The following is a 15,899-nucleotide window of genomic DNA, read 5'->3' as shown; positions in this document are numbered from 1 at the left end:
AAAGGATTTTAAAATCTAAATAAAAAACATAAGTTATTGTAAATAAAACTATTACAATTTTAAATTTCAATAATGTTATAAATTTAAAATAGAATTATGTAATTTTTTTTTATCTTTTATATGTAAATTTATTGAAAGTTAGAAAGTGTAAAAACCAATAAACTATTAAAATGAAAAACACCAAAAAAAACGTAGATGATTCTGAAAATCAGAAACAGCAGGATTTGAAATTAAATAAATCCGATGGTACTAATCAGTTTATGACAACCGACCAAGGTTTAAAAATCAATGATGATACTAATTCCCTTAAAGCAGGCGAACGCGGACCTTCGTTATTGGAAGATTTTATCTTAAGAGAAAAAATAACCCATTTTGATCATGAAAGAATTCCGGAAAGAATTGTGCATGCAAGAGGTTCAGCTGCGCATGGTTATTTTCAGGTTTATGAGTCTATGGAGAAATATACTAAAGCAGAATTCCTTCAGGATCCTAGTCTTAAAACGCCCGTTTTCGCCCGTTTTTCAACTGTTGCAGGATCAAGAGGTTCTACGGATTTAGCACGTGATATCAGAGGATTTGCAGTTAAATTTTATACAGAGCAAGGCAATTATGATCTAGTTGGAAATAATGTGCCTGTGTTTTTTATTCAGGATGCCATAAAATTCCCAGATTTAATTCATGCCGTAAAACCGGAACCGAATAACGAAATGCCACAAGCGGCTTCTGCTCACGATACTTTTTGGGATTTTATTTCCTTGATGCCAGAAACCATGCATACTATTATGTGGGTAATGTCAGACCGGGCAATCCCAAGAAGTTTGCGCATGATGGAAGGTTTTGGTGTGCATACTTTTCGTTTTATAAATGCCAAAAATGAATCCCATTTTGTGAAATTTCATTGGAAACCAAAATTAGGAACGCATGCCGTAGTTTGGGATGAAGCCCAAAGAATATCTGGAAAAAATTCGGATTTTCATCGTCAGGATTTATGGGAAGCCATCGAAAATGGAAATTATCCGGAATGGGAATTAGGCGTTCAAATTATTCCCGAAGCCGATGAACATAAATTCGAATTTGATTTATTAGACCCAACTAAAATAGTTCCTGAAGAATTAGTTCCGGTTACCCTAATTGGAAAAATGGTCCTCAACCGCAATCCAGACAACTTTTTTGCAGAAACGGAGCAAGTCGCTTTTCACCCGGGTCATATTGTGCCAGGAATCGATTTTACAAACGATCCTTTATTACAAGGCCGTTTATTTTCTTATACCGATACCCAATTATCACGTTTAGGAAGCCCTAATTTTCATGAAATTCCTATCAACAGAACTATTGCACCTATGTTCAATAATCAGCGTGATGGTCACATGCGTCAGGAAATTAATGTAGGTCGGGTAAGCTATCACCCCAATTCTCTTGGTGGAGGTTGTCCTTTTCAGGCAAAAATTGATGAAGGTGGTTTTACCAGTTTCAACGAAAGGATTGATGCTCACAAAGTACGGGACCGCAGCGAGAGTTTTTCGGATCATTTTAGCCAGGCAACCTTGTTCTTTAACAGCCAAACGCAAGTTGAAAAAAATCATATCATAAAAGCATTGCGTTTTGAACTGGGCAAATTAGAAACCATTGCCATAAAAACCCGAATGTTAGGTTTATTATCGCAAATTGATGAAACATTAGCTGATAAAGTTGCCCAAGGCCTGGGACTTAAAGTTCCGAGCAGCCCGGAGAAACCAATAAATCATGGTGTTGGAGCGAATGCTGACAAACAAAAATATGAGCCAAAAAAAGTTACCCAAAGTGTGAAATCATCGGATGCATTGAGTATGATTAAAAACAAAACATTGTCTAAAACAATTGCGACAAGACAAGTGGCGTTTTTATGCTCAGAAGGAGTTCATCAAGCATCAATTAATGCAATGAAAACCGCATTAGAAAAAGCGGGCGCCACTGCAAAAATTATAGCACCGCATTTAGGGACTATAAAAACTAGCGAAGGGAATGAACTTGCGGTTGATCAGAGTTTCTTAATTGCCGCTTCTGTTTTATTTGATGCTGTATATATTCCCGGCGGAAAAAATGCTGGTTTTTTAAATTCCAATGTTGAAGCTATCGAATTTATCAATGAAGCTTACAAGCATTGCAAAGTCATAGGTGCTGATGAAATTGAAATATTGGGTAAAACCCATATCGATGATAAAGTAGATAAAAATGAAGAATATGGAATTATTATTAATTCAAAAACTAACGATAAAAATTTTACAAAAGAATTTATAGATGCTATGGGAAATCACCGTTTCTGGAATCGTGAAACAGAATTATAAATGCAGTTTGATTTGGTTCCCATTAAAAAAAAATTATTTATATACAGAAAAACCGAAACTTACATTTCGGTTTTTCTATATTTTAAATTTAAAGTGTATTATTAATCTTTTACCCCCAACTTATTGAGTATTTGTTCCATCAAACACCATTTGGTAATAGAAGACTGTAATAAATTGGCTCCTACAAAAGCGGTAAACCATAACCAATTTTGGTTGACATAGATTGCCAAAAGTAAACTGATTAATATAAAACTGCCGGCTACGGCTCTTACAATTCTGTTTTTCATAATTCTTTATTTTAATTTGATTTTTCGATATTTAGAACGGCAACATGTATTTTGGATGACGTTTTTAGCTTTTCATTGAATTCAGTAAACAAATCAAATAGTGCATTTATATTCTCTTTTTTTACGAAAGCATAAAATAATATCGATTCAGTTTCATTTAATTCTGTTGAAAACCAATTGCTTTCAATTGCTTCTTCAGAAATATCATTAAAGCCTTTAACTTCTTTGTAGGTGAAGGTTTTTACATGGGCTTGTTTCAGCATTTGTTTGATGTCTTTTTCAAATGATATGACTGCGGTAATAATCAGTAGTTTCATGTTTGTTTTTTGTTTAAAATTTTTAAATTTAAGGTTCCGATTTTACAACTTTAAACCTTAAACGTTGCACCATTTTTTATTTTTCCCATTTCTTTCTCTCCGTTATATAATAAATCAATGGTACCACAATCAATGTTAGAATAGTGGAAACTATTGCTCCAAACACCAAGGAAATAGCCAATCCCTGAAACAAAGGATCAAATAATATGATGGAAGCTCCAATAACCACCGCACCAGTTGTCAATAGAATAGGAGAGGTTCTCACAGCTCCAGCCTCGATTATCGCTTGTTTTAATGCGACACCATCATTCAGTCGGATTTCTATAAAGTCAATCAGTAAAACCGAGTTTCTTACCATAACACCAGCTAATGCAATCATTCCAATGAAAGAAGTAGCTGTAAAATAAGCACCTAACAACCAGTGACCAAACACAATCCCGATTAAGGATAGCGGAATAGCGAGCATCATCACAATTGGTGTTTTAAAGTTTTGGAACCAGCCCACAATCAACATATAAATGATTACGATGGCCACCATAAAGGCAACTCCTAAATCACGGAATACTTCCAAAGTAATTTGCCATTCCCCATCCCATTTTACAGTAAAATCACTTTCATCCGTGGGTTGCTCCATGTACAATTCATTGACTTTGTATCCTTTTGGGACTTTCATTTTAGTCAATTTTTCACTCATTCCTAAAATCGCATATACCGGACTTTCTAATGCTCCAGCCATATCAGCTGTTACATAAACCACACGTTTCTGGTCTTTTCTGTAAATGGTTTTTTGTAATGTATCCGTTTTTACTTTTACCAAATCACTTACGGGAATCATATTTCCCTGGCTTCCTTTAATTTTTAGGTTTTGAATGTCCTGTAAACTCGTTTTGTCTTTATCGTCAAGCGAAAGAACAATTCCCACATTATCATTCGAATTTTCATCATACAAATTAGAAATTGGATATTCTTTGAGTAAATACGTCAAATTCCCAACCACTTGCTGCGGAGCAATTCCATTCAGCATCGCTTTTTCTTTATCCACTTCTAGTTTATACTCCGTTTGATTGTCTTCAACCATCCAGTCAATATCCACAACATCCGAAGTAGTTTCCAAAATAGTTTTCACCTGTTGGGCTACTTTTATCTGGTCTTTATAATTTGGACCATAAATCTCAGCAACCAAGGTTGACAATACAGGCGGTCCTGGTGGTACTTCAATTAATTTCACGTTTGCGCCATATTTCTTAGCAATTTTCTGGATGGCAGGACGCATCGCTTTGGCAATTGCATGACTTTGTATATCACGGTTTTCTTTGTGCAATAAATTCACCTGAATGTCCGCCATGTTGCTTCCGCCACGCAAATCATAATGACGTACCAATCCGTTGAATGTAATAGGAGCAGAGGTTCCAATATAATTCTGATAATTGACTACTTCTGCTCTGGTGGATAAATACTGAGCAATTTCTTTGGTAACCGCTGCAGTTCGCTCCAATGTTGTTCCTTCGGGCATGTCAATCACGACTTGAAATTCATTTTTGTTATCAAAGGGCAACATTTTTACCACTACTGATTTCGTGAAAAACATCAAAACAGAACCAAACAATAACACAACAGTAACGGCAAGTAGTATTCTTCTTTTTGTACTGCTTTCTAAGAATGGTCGTTCCAGTTTGTTGTACAATTTATAAATACGACTGGTTTCTAATCCTTCAGATTCTTTGTGTTTTTGATCGTCTTTTTCCTGAAGCAAATGATATCCCAAATAAGGCGTTACAGTCAAAGCCACAAACAAAGACAAAATCATTGCAATCGAAGCACCAATTGGCATCGGACTCATATATGGTCCCATCATTCCGGATACGAAAGCCATTGGCAAAATAGCCGCAATAACAGTAAATGTTGCTAAAATCGTTGGATTTCCCACCTCATTTATCGCATAAATAGCCGCTTGTTTAAAGGGCAGTCGCTTCATCTTGAAGTGTCGATGCATGTTTTCGGCAATGATAATGCTGTCATCGACCACAATTCCCACAACAAAAACCAAAGCGAAAAGGGTAATCCTATTCAACGTATAGTCCAATAAATAATAAGCAAACAAGGTAAGTGCAAATGTCAATGGAACCGAGAAAAACACGACCAATCCACCGCGCCATCCCATGGCTAACATCACCAAAATAGTTACTGCTACTATCGCCACTCCCAAATGCAACAATAATTCGCCTACTTTATCCGAGGCTGTTTCCCCATAATTACGGGTGATTTCAACATGAACATCAGTCGGGATTAAATTTTTCTTTAGCTGTTCTACTTTCGCAATTATTTTCTCCGAAATTTTCATTGCATCTGCCCCTTTAACTTTACCAACTGATATAGTGACGGCAGGATATTCTGATTTTGCCGTTTTGAATTTTTCATTGGCTTTGCCATAGCCAAAAGACACATAACTTCTGGGCGTAGCCGGTCCGTCTTGCACTTTCGCCACTTGTTTCAGATATACTGGCATGTTTTTATTTACACCAACCACTAAATTTTCTACATCTTCGGCATTCGATAAAAACTGACCTGTAGTAATCAAATATTCCTGGTCATTTTGTACAAAACTCCCTGATTGTGAACTTCCGTTATTGGCTTGTATCATTTGCATAATTCCCAAAGCATCCACGCCATTTTCGGCCATTTTATCCTTGTCGAGAATTATTTTCAGTTCGCGATTGCTGCCACCAATTTCTTTGGTAATCGCCACATCTTTTATTTTTTCAATCTCCGATGTTACTTCTTCGGTTATTTGGCGCAGCTGAAAATTATCTTGTTTAGCACTCCAAAGCGTAATTCCCAACATAGGAACATCATCAATAGAACGTGTTTTCACCATCGGTTTATATACTCCTTTCGGAAACATATCTTCGTGTTTCGCTAATTCGTCGTACAATTTAACATATGAACGCTCCACATCCTGACCTACATAAAACTGCACAATCAGCATCGCCTGACCGTTCATCGCCATCGTATGCACGTGTTCCACTCCTTTAATATTCGAAATAATTTTCTCCAATGGTTTGGCCACACGACTTTCCACCTCAGTAGGACTCGCTCCCGGATAACCCACCATTACATCGGCCATCGGAACATTAATCTGCGGTTCTTCTTCCCTCGGAATCAGAAACGAACTATAAACTCCAATAATCATCAAACCCACCATCAGCAAAATGGTCAGTTTTGAGTTAATAAAAAATTGGGCTATTTTACCTGAAATACCTTCTTGCATTTTCTTTTATTTATTTGGGCGTGACCCTCCCAAAAAGGTCGGGTCGGGCTTTCGGCTGTATCTTTTGTTCCGCTGCGCTTTACAAAAGGATGCCGCCTCAATCCCTCACGCGGAATTAACAATGACATTTATTTTATAGATTTTCAGTTTTTTGGTTTAAACCTTAAACCTTAAACTTTATTACTGAACACGAACCAAAGCTCCGTTATACAACTTTCCATCTGCTGAAACAATGTATTGCTCATTAGCGGATAAACCAGATAAAACTTCTACTTGATTGCCAAACGTTTTCCCAATTCGTAACCATCTTAAAATGGCAATGTTTCCAGTTGCAATCGTGTAGATCCCGCTTAGTTGTCCTTGTTTTACCAAAGCATTTTCGGGCACTAAAATTCTATTAGTTTCAACCGTTTGAGTTTTGTTTGCAACAGGAAATTGCACATTTACAAACATTCCTGATAAAACTGATGCATCTGTTTTATCTAAATTTACCTTCACCAAATATTGGCCTCCAGTATTCGCAGCCGAAATACTCACTTCGCTAACTTTTCCGGTCAGTGTGACATTAGATGATTTTACCAAAACATTGACAGTCATTCCTTTTTTTATACTTACAATATCATTTTCAGAAACCATCGCCGTTACTTGTAATTTTGAAGCGCCTTCCAAACTTACTAGAGGCATTCCGGGATTCGCCATATCACCTTCTTTTACGAAAGTATTGGTCACCACTCCCGAGAACGGAGCTGTAATATTCGAATACGAAAACTGAGCTAAAATCTCGTTTCGCATTTGTCTGGCTCCTTCCAATCCTGCTTTCGCCATTTCGTAACGTGCTGTAATATCGTCGAGTTCTTTTTGAGAGGCACTTTGTTGTTTGAATAAATTTACAAAACGATTGTAATCTTTTTTAGCGTTGCTGTAACCAGCAGTCGCTTGATGAATACTGGCATCGACTTGTGCTTTTTTGGCTTGCAAATCAGTATTGTTGATGCTGACTAATAATTGTCCGGCACCTACTTTTTGTCCTACCTGTACATGAATTTTGGTGACATACCCCATCATTCTAGTGCTGAGATTGGCACTGTTTTCGGCTTCAATTTTTCCGCTTGCCGTTACAAATGGACTGTTGTCATTGGACGAAATCCCGCTTACTTTCACGGCAATGGCAAGTTCTTTGGCAGGAGCCTCTTTCTTTTCTCCGTTACAGGAAGTTAAAAGGATCAGGGCTACAGTCAGTATTGGGATAAATATTTTTTTCATGTGTTTATTTAGTTAAAAATTGTAAATATTCTTGAGTAAAATTATATTCGAAAACAGCTTGCAGGAATTCTAGTTCTTTCTGAGACATTTGGGTTTCTGCTTGCAATAAATCAGTCGTTTTTTCCAGTCCTTGCGTAAAACGATTGCTTCGGATTCTGTAAGCTTCTTGTGATTGTTCTAATGCTAATTTGGAAAGATTTACTTTGTTTTCAGCATCTTTTAACTGGCGGTTGGTTTTGCTTAATTCCAATTGGCTTTTGGATTTATATTGTTGGTTTTCCATTTCTGATTTTTGGAAATCCGCTTTCGCTTTCTCCATTTTTCCAATTGATTTATAACCGTCAAAAACATTCAATGACAATTGCGCTCCGATCAAATATCCTTTGGCATTGGTTCCAAAAAGTTTATTATCATACAATTCATAACTTCCAAAAGCATTTAACCTTGGTAAGAAATTCATTTTGCTTGATTGTACCATTTTTGCATAAGCTTCAGATGATTTATCTATTGCTTGAATGTCTTTTCTATTACTGGAAAGTGTCGTGTTGAACGTTTCAATAACAATTGCATTTTCCAATTCTTCAATCGGTTTATATACTTTATTTGCTGTATCTTCATTTAAAAGAAACCCCAAATAATCCGAAGCGTTTTGCACATTACTTTTGGCGTATTGCAAGTGATTTTTAATTTCATTTACACGAACCTGAACCGAAAGCAAATCTGTTTTTTGAAGAATTCCTTGCTTAAAATAGTTCTCTATCAATTTCAAATTGGCTGTAGCAGTCGTATTGGCTTTTTCCAGAACTTTTTCCGATTTATAACCCAATTGCAATTCCATGAAAGCTTTACTGACTTCCAGTTCCAAATATTCTTTGGTGCGCTCCGTTTGCAGTTGAAAAGCCTGCATTTTTGCTTTTGCAGCTTGTCTTCCGTAATATCCATCTACGTTGATTAACGGTTGTAAAATTTCAATTTTAGTAGCGAAATTTTTCGTTCTTGCTGGATTATTCAATAAGTCTGGATTAAAATCCGATTGCGTTAAAATTTCCTGATTCAATTTGGAACCAAAAGCCATCAAAGGATTTGTTGTTGAAATAGCTGTATGCGATGCCGAAATACTTGGTAGGAATAACGAATTAGATTGTCTGTAATCTGCTTGTGCCGATTTGAAGTCCTGATTAGCTATTTTGATAAGCAGGTTTTTATCAGAAGCCTTTTTCCAAATATCCTTTTTAGAAATAGTCAACGTGTCTTGACCAAATCCTAAAGTAGAAATCAAAAATGCTCCTAAGATCAGTATTAAATTTATTTTCTTCATAATTTTTCTTTAATTAATACAGCAAAGATATTAGGTGATAAATCCTTACACAGTAACAAAAGTCACAGTTGAATAATATTGAAGATTTAAATGTTTTTTTATAATAATGCACCTAATTCAATTTCTTGTTTTATTTTATTATATTTAGCGTGTACAACAAATTTATTGACAATTTTATGAGTATAAATAAGGCTAAACCAACGTATGATGAATTACTCAAAAAAACAGAAAAACAAGAATTAGAAATAATTCGATTACAAAAAAAAGAAGAGGCATTCGCTAGTTTTAAGTTTTTTATTAAGGAGTCAAATGATCTGTTGTGTACAATAAGCACTGATGGCTATTTCAAAGAAATAAACCCAGAGTTTATAAAAAAATTCGGTTACTCTGAAAAGGAATTACTTACTACACCACTCAATTTCTTTATTCATACAGAAGATTTCGATAAAACCACGCAGGAAATTGCGCGGTTATCACAGGGACAGAATTCAATAAGTTATGAGAATAGATTCCTAAAAAAGAATGGTGAATTTGTAACTATTCAATGGACTGCAAACAGTATGTCTTCCGAAAATATTTATGCAATTGGAAGAGATGTTTCAGAGACAATAAATACCCAAGAAAAATTAATTAAAAGTAAAAAATTAGTAAACCTTGTGCAAAAAAATGCAAAAATGGGCACTTGGGAATTCAATTTTAGAACAAAAGAAATAATTTGGTCTAATGAATTGTATGCTATTTTTGAAATTGAAAAAAAGAAATATCAAAATTTATTCCAAGAATATTTAAATAATTTTATTAAAGAAGATAAAACGTTATTTCAAAATAAAATAACGCAATTAATCATTGATAAAAAACCTTTTGAAATAGAACAAAGTGCCACTTTTTTTAATAAAAAAGTAAAGTGGTTGAACCAAACTATTTTTCCGCTAATAGATGATAATGGAATTGTATTTGGTATTAGGGGTAATACGCAAGATTTTACTTTAAAAAAACAAATTGAAGTAGCGGTTAAAGCGAAAGAGCAAGCAGTAGTTGATTATAGACTAAAAGCGATTGATGAAGAAAGTAATACTAAATTTAAAAATTATATTGAATGTGCACCGGATGGAGTTTTTGTCTTGGATGAAAAAGGAAATTATTTAGAAGCTAACCACGGTGCAACTATATTGACGGGATATTCAAAAGAGGAGCTCTTAACAATGAAGTTTGGGGATTTATCAACGTTAGATTCTGTTGAAGATTATTTCAAAGAGTTCCAGAATCTTTTAGATAATGGAATAGCAAAAAAACAAATCAAAGCAATTCATAAAAATGGAGAGATTAAATGGTGGTCTGTTGAGGCTGTGCAACTTTCCGAGAATCGTTTTCTAGGATTTGTAAAAGATATAACAGAAAGTAAAAAAACAAAAGATTTACTTACCAAAACCTTTGATCGCATCTCCGATGCTTTTGTAGCATTGGACAATAATTGGTGTTATACGTACATGAATAAAAAAGCGGGTGAGATTTTTAATCGAAAACCGGAGGAAATGATAGGGAAACACATTTGGACTGAATTTCCAGAGAAGGTGAATCACCCGTTCTTTGAAGCATATTATCATGCAATAGAAACGCAGCAATATATTAATTTAGAAGAGTATTATGCACCAAATGACAGATGGTTTGAAAACCATATTTACCCTTCTTATGATGGATTATCAATTTTTTTCAGGGATATATCAGATAAGAAGCGATCTGAGGAAAAAATTGAACAAAGCGAAAAACGTTTTCGAGCATTAGTTGAAAACAATGAAGGAATTATTAGTGTACTTGATAAAAATTTAAAGACTTTATTTCGAAGTCCCTCTTCGTTGCGAATAACCGGATATTCAAATGAAGAATTAAAAAAAATTTCTAATAAAGACTATTTTCATCCAGATTATATAGATTACATTGATAAGGCAATTCAAAAAACATTTGAAAATCCTGAAGTTCCAAATCCAGTTTTATTTCGGGTCCAACATAAAAGAGGGCATTATATTTGGCTGGAAGGCGTTATAAATAACCTATTGGATAATAGCAGCGTGAATGGCATTGTTTCTAATTTAAGAGAGGTCACTGAACAAAAAGAAGCCATTGAAATCTTAAGAGAAGAAAGAGATAAGTTTATTAAAATTGCCGCTACTTCACCTGGTTTAATTTATTCCATGCGTCAAAATAAAGACGACTCATTGAGTTATCCTTATGCTAGTGATGCGATTGAAGAAATTTACGGTTTCACTTATGAAGACATTAAAAATGATTCAAATGCCATTTTCGCATTGATTCATCAAGATGATATTGGTCATGTGATGGAAAGTATTAAAATAACGAAATCTAAATTAGTTCCACTTAAAGTTCAATACCGTTATCTGCATCCAATAAAAGGATTGGTCTGGCATGATGTTAATTCTTTACCAGAAGTAGAATCAGAAGGAACTGTAATTTGTCACGGAATAATTACCGATATCACCGAAAGGGTTGTGGCCGAAAAAAAACTTATTAAAGCAAATCGACTCTATTTATTTATTAGCCAGATAAACCAAATGATTGTTCGTACAACTGATGAACAAATTCTTTTTAAAGAGGCCTGTACAATAGCGGTTGAATTAGGGAAATTTAAGTTAGCTTGGATTGGCTTAGTAGATGAAAATACTAAAAAAGTAGTTCCAAGAATGATTGTAGGCGAAGATAGGGGGTATCTTGCTAAAATAAAAATGATTTCAACAGAAGATGTTTCGCAGGGTAAAGGTCCTTGTGGGATTGCCGTTAGGGAAGCCAGATATGTGGTATGTAATGATATTGAGAATGACCCAATGATGTTGCTTTGGAAAAAAGAAGCTTTAGAACGAGGTTACTTTTCGTTAATTGCGGTGCCAATAAAAAAGTTCGGAAAGGTTATTGGAATTTTTTCTTTTTATGCCAGTGAAAAAAACTTTTTTGATTCCGAAGAAATTGCACTGTTAGAAGAAGCAACAAGTGATGTAGCTTTTGCGTTAGAGAATTTTGAAAAAGAAGCTTTACGCAAAAAGGCAGAGGAGGCCGTTTTGGAAAGTCAAGAGCGATATCATACGCTTACGGAAGTATCTCCGGTAGGAATTTTTCGTGCTGATATAAATGGGTTCACCACCTATGTTAATCCCCGTTGGTGTCAAATTTCGGGTTTATCTTTTGAGGAGGCTTTGGGAAACGGTTGGCTTGCTGCTGTTCATAATGATGATAAAAAATTACTTTTTAATGATTGGGAAAAAGCAACTTTTCTGCAAGAAATTTCCTTGTCAGAATATCGTTTTGTTCATGATGATGGATCGATTGCTTGGGTTATGGGACAAGCTATTCCTGAAAAAAATTCTAAAAATGAGACGATAGGTTACATTGGGACTGTTACAGATATTACAGAGCGTAAAATTACTGAAAGTTTAATTTTAAAAGAAAAACAGCTTTCAGAAACCATAATCAATAATTTGCCGGGTGTCTTTTATCTCTATGATAAATCAGGGAAATTTGTAAAATGGAATAAGCACTTTGAAGAAGTTACAGGATACGATCATAATGAAATCGCTCAAATGCATCCTTTAGATTTCTATGATGAAAAAGAAAAACAAAAAGTTAAATTAAGAATAAAAAGTGTTTTTAAAACAAATTCACTCGGTATTGAAGTTGAATTTTTGACCAAAAATAATAACAAAATTCCCTATTATATTAATTCATTAGTATTAGAGTACGAAGGCAAAAAATGCCTTTTAGGAATGGGAATTGATCTTACTGAGCGAAAAAAAGCCGAAGAAATTATTAAAATTGCTAGTGAGCGATTTGAGCGAATCTCCATTGCAACAAACGACGCCATATATGAAGTTGATTTACGGACTGGATGGAGTTGGAACAATAAAACATTTGTAGAACTTTTTAATTTTGGTAATCATAATGAGCGCAATAAAAGTGATTCCAAAGCCATGTGGAGATCTAAGCTTCATCCTGACGACAGAGATCGCGTTATCAAAAAGTTAGAGGAAACATACAGAGGGTCTGCCACAGCATGGTCAGATGAATTTCGTTTTCAAAAAGCGGATGGAACGTACGGTGATTTTTATGATCGTGCCGCCATTATTAGAGATGAGTCAGGAAAACCAATTCGCTACATTGGATCTATGCTAGATATTACAGAGCGTAAAAGAGCAGAAGAAAAAACTAAAGTTGCAAACGATCGATTCGAAATGATTTCATTGGCTACGAACGATGCAATATTTGAGTTGGATTTCATAACCGGTAAAAGTTGGCACAATAAAGTGTTTAAGGAGCTTATAAATACCTATGATGATGACGATGATTTTTCAATCGATGAATACAAAATTATTTGGAGATCCAGACTTCATCCAATGGATAGCGAAAGAGTTATAAAAAATATTGAAGAGGCCTATTTAGGAAATTCAATTTTCTGGACAGATGAATTTCGTTTTCAAAAAAGAGATGGAAGTTATGGTTTTTTCTATGAACGTGCAGCAATTGTACGAGATGAATCAGGAAAACCAATCCGTTTTATTGGTTCAATGTTAGATGTTACGAACCTAAAAAAAGCGGAAGAGGATTTGCTGAAAATGCATGAAAAACTCGAAAGTGTATTTGAGGCAATACCTGATATGTTATTTGAAGTAGATGCTGAAGGTCATATTTATAATTATCATTCCCCCAATAATGATTTTTACGCGATGCCTCCAGATGCATTTTTGGGAAAAACCTTTACCGAAGTACTACCCGCTGCGGCCTCAAATTTAATTATGTCGGCATTACATGAAGCTTCAGTAAAAGGATTTTCAAATGGAAGGCAATATACCTTGGAATTGCCGAATGGAATACGTTGGTTTGAACTTTCTATTGCTCCTATGAAAGAAAGTGAAGATCATGGAATTCATTTTATATGTCTTTCCAGAGATATTAGTGAATCTAAAAAAAATGATTTAGCATTGTTTAAAAGTGAAGAACACTATCGAGGATTATTGAATAACCTTGAGGCTGGTATTGTTGTTCATGCGACTGATACATCAATAATTATCAGTAATAGTATCGCAGCTGAATTGTTTGGATTGGATGTTGATAAAATGAAAGGGAAAAAAGCTTTTGATCCTGCCTGGTCCTTTTTGAATGAAGATTTTACGGCAATGCCTGTTGAAAAATACCCCGTTAACCAAATTATTGCTGATAAAAAAGCTTTTAAAAACGTAACTATTGGTGTAAACAGACCCTTAAAACAGAATGTTATCTGGTTATTATGCAACGGCTTTCCTGTTTTGGATAAAAAAGGTGCTATTACTGAAATTGTGATTAGTTTCATGAATATAACAACACGTAAATTATTAGAAATTGAATTACTGAAATCCAAAGAACAAGCGGAAGCTGCAAATAGAGCGAAGACGGATTTTCTGGCAAATATGAGTCACGAAATTAGAACTCCATTAAATGGAATTATTGGATTTACCCATTTGTTGATGAAATCCGATCTTAAAAAAATTCAAGCGGAATATATGACCACTATTAATGAATCGGCTACTTCACTTATGCATATCGTAAATGATGTTTTGGATTTTTCTAAAATTGAATCTGGAAAATTAGAATTAGATATTGAGGAAATTAATTTGCGTAAATTGGCTCGTCAAGTTGTTGATTTATTCAAATACCAAGCCACTTTAAAAAAGATAGATTTGTTACTAAATATTGATGGAAAAGTACCTCAATATATACTAGGCGATTCTGTCAGATTAAAACAAATATTGGTAAACTTATTGAGTAATGCATTAAAGTTTACCCATTTTGGTGAAATACGACTGGATATCACTGAGGTAGCCAATTCAACGAATAATTTATCAAATTTAAGATTTTCTGTAAAAGATACCGGTATTGGAATTAGAGTAATTAATACTGAAAAAATATTTAATTCTTTCGTACAAGAAGATAATTCCACAAATCGAAAATTTGGGGGTACAGGATTAGGCCTCGCTATTTCTAATCAGTTGTTAGCACTAATGGATAGTAAATTGCAATTAATCAGCAAGTACGGTTATGGTAGCGATTTTTTCTTTGAAATTAAATTTAAAAAATCTAAACATAAAAAAATTTTAAATTTAGAAGTAATTCTTGCAGAAGATAGTTTTGCCCTTACTTCCTCAGAAATCCTAAGTAACAAAAAGGTTTTAATTGTTGAGGATAATAAGATTAATATGCTTTTAGCAAAAACGCTGATCAAAAAAATAATTTTAAATTGTATTATTTTTGAAGCGAAAAACGGCAACGAAGCTGTTGAGCAATATAAAAAAGAGAAGCCTGATATTATTTTAATGGATATTCAAATGCCTAATAAAAATGGATATGAAGCGACTGACGAAATCAGGAAATTAAAAGATTCTGAAGATATTCCAATAATTGCAATTACAGCCGGAATTATGACAGGTGACAAAGAAAAATGTCTAAAAGTTGGAATGAATGATTATTTGCCAAAACCAATTATTCAAGTTGATTTAGAAAAGTTATTGCACAAATGGTTATTTAAATAATTTATTTAAATTTTGTTTTATGCTGACCCCCAAAATTCGGACAATATATCCCAACTAATTTAGATAGGAATAAAAACCTTAAATTAGCACTAATATGTCAAGAACAAGAAGAACCTTCGGAAAAGACTTCAAAGCCAAAGTTGTTTTGGAAGCCTTAAAAGAGAAAGATACCATCGAGGTATTAGCAAAAAAATACGAGTTGCTGCCCAATCAAATTTCAATGTGGAAGGCGGAAGCCATACGGAATCTTTCTGCGGTTTTTTCTGCAGAAAAAACGGTCGTTGCCAAAGATGAAATTCCAACAGAGAAACTCTATGCTCGAATCGGTCAGTTGACTTTGGAGAATGACTTTTTAAAAAAAAGTCTGGGTTAGTATCGATCAGTGAGCGATTGAAAATGGTCGATACCCAAAATAAATTGAGCATTGTCAAACAATGTCGATTATTAGAAATTCATCGTGGCGGTCTTTATTATAAAGCAAAACAGGAAAGTTTAGAGAACTTGAAAATAATGCAATTACTAGACCAACAGTATTTTAATACTCCATTTTATGGCT

Annotated in this window: 8 protein-coding genes; 3 read left to right on the top strand and 5 right to left on the bottom strand. The window is 34.4% G+C overall.

Features of this window, described 5'->3' with window-relative positions:
- Positions 1–170: 170 nt before the first annotated feature.
- Entirely contained in the window at positions 171–2,324 is a 2,154-nt protein-coding gene (locus tag C4S35_RS12530; protein ID WP_104000502.1) for a catalase, read from the top strand.
- Between the two features lie 101 nt (positions 2,325–2,425).
- Here the strand turns inward: C4S35_RS12530 and C4S35_RS12525 are convergent, their stop codons facing one another.
- The 5 genes from C4S35_RS12525 to C4S35_RS12505 all read right to left on the bottom strand — a co-directional run bounded on the left by C4S35_RS12525 (position 2,426) and on the right by C4S35_RS12505 (position 8,777).
- A complete protein-coding gene (locus C4S35_RS12525) occupies positions 2,426–2,611 on the bottom strand; it encodes a YgaP family membrane protein (RefSeq protein ID WP_104000501.1) in 186 nt (61 codons plus the stop codon).
- An 11-nt stretch (positions 2,612–2,622) separates the two neighbouring features.
- Positions 2,623–2,928, bottom strand: a complete 306-nt coding sequence (locus C4S35_RS12520) for a hypothetical protein (RefSeq protein ID WP_104000500.1) — start codon at positions 2,926–2,928, stop codon at positions 2,623–2,625.
- A gap of 76 nt (positions 2,929–3,004) precedes the next feature.
- The gene (locus tag C4S35_RS12515) at positions 3,005–6,196 is read right to left on the bottom strand and encodes an efflux RND transporter permease subunit (protein WP_104000499.1); all 3,192 of its coding nucleotides are present in this window, start codon (positions 6,194–6,196) and stop codon (positions 3,005–3,007) included.
- Between the two features lie 180 nt (positions 6,197–6,376).
- Positions 6,377–7,459, bottom strand: coding sequence for an efflux RND transporter periplasmic adaptor subunit (locus tag C4S35_RS12510; RefSeq protein ID WP_104000498.1), 1,083 nt, complete (start codon positions 7,457–7,459; stop codon positions 6,377–6,379).
- 4 nt (positions 7,460–7,463) lie between these two features.
- Complete coding sequence (locus C4S35_RS12505) at positions 7,464–8,777, bottom strand: TolC family protein (RefSeq protein ID WP_104000497.1); 1,314 nt, start codon at positions 8,775–8,777, stop codon at positions 7,464–7,466.
- Positions 8,778–8,953: 176 nt separating this feature from the next.
- On the opposite strand from C4S35_RS12505, the gene C4S35_RS12500 reads away from it, so the two are divergent.
- Together C4S35_RS12500 and C4S35_RS12495 are read left to right on the top strand one after the other, a co-directional pair.
- A complete protein-coding gene (locus tag C4S35_RS12500) occupies positions 8,954–15,343 on the top strand; it encodes a PAS domain S-box protein (protein WP_104000496.1) in 6,390 nt (2,129 codons plus the stop codon).
- A 94-nt stretch (positions 15,344–15,437) separates the two neighbouring features.
- Entirely contained in the window at positions 15,438–15,716 is a 279-nt protein-coding gene (locus tag C4S35_RS12495) for a transposase (RefSeq protein ID WP_104000495.1), read from the top strand.
- Positions 15,717–15,899: the final 183 nt, after the last annotated feature.

This window comes from Flavobacterium urumqiense (assembly GCF_900108015.1).
GTDB classification, from domain to species: Bacteria; Bacteroidota; Bacteroidia; order Flavobacteriales; family Flavobacteriaceae; genus Flavobacterium; species Flavobacterium urumqiense.
The sequence above is the reverse complement of the archived record's forward strand: the minus strand, read 5'-3'. Positions and strand labels throughout refer to the sequence as shown.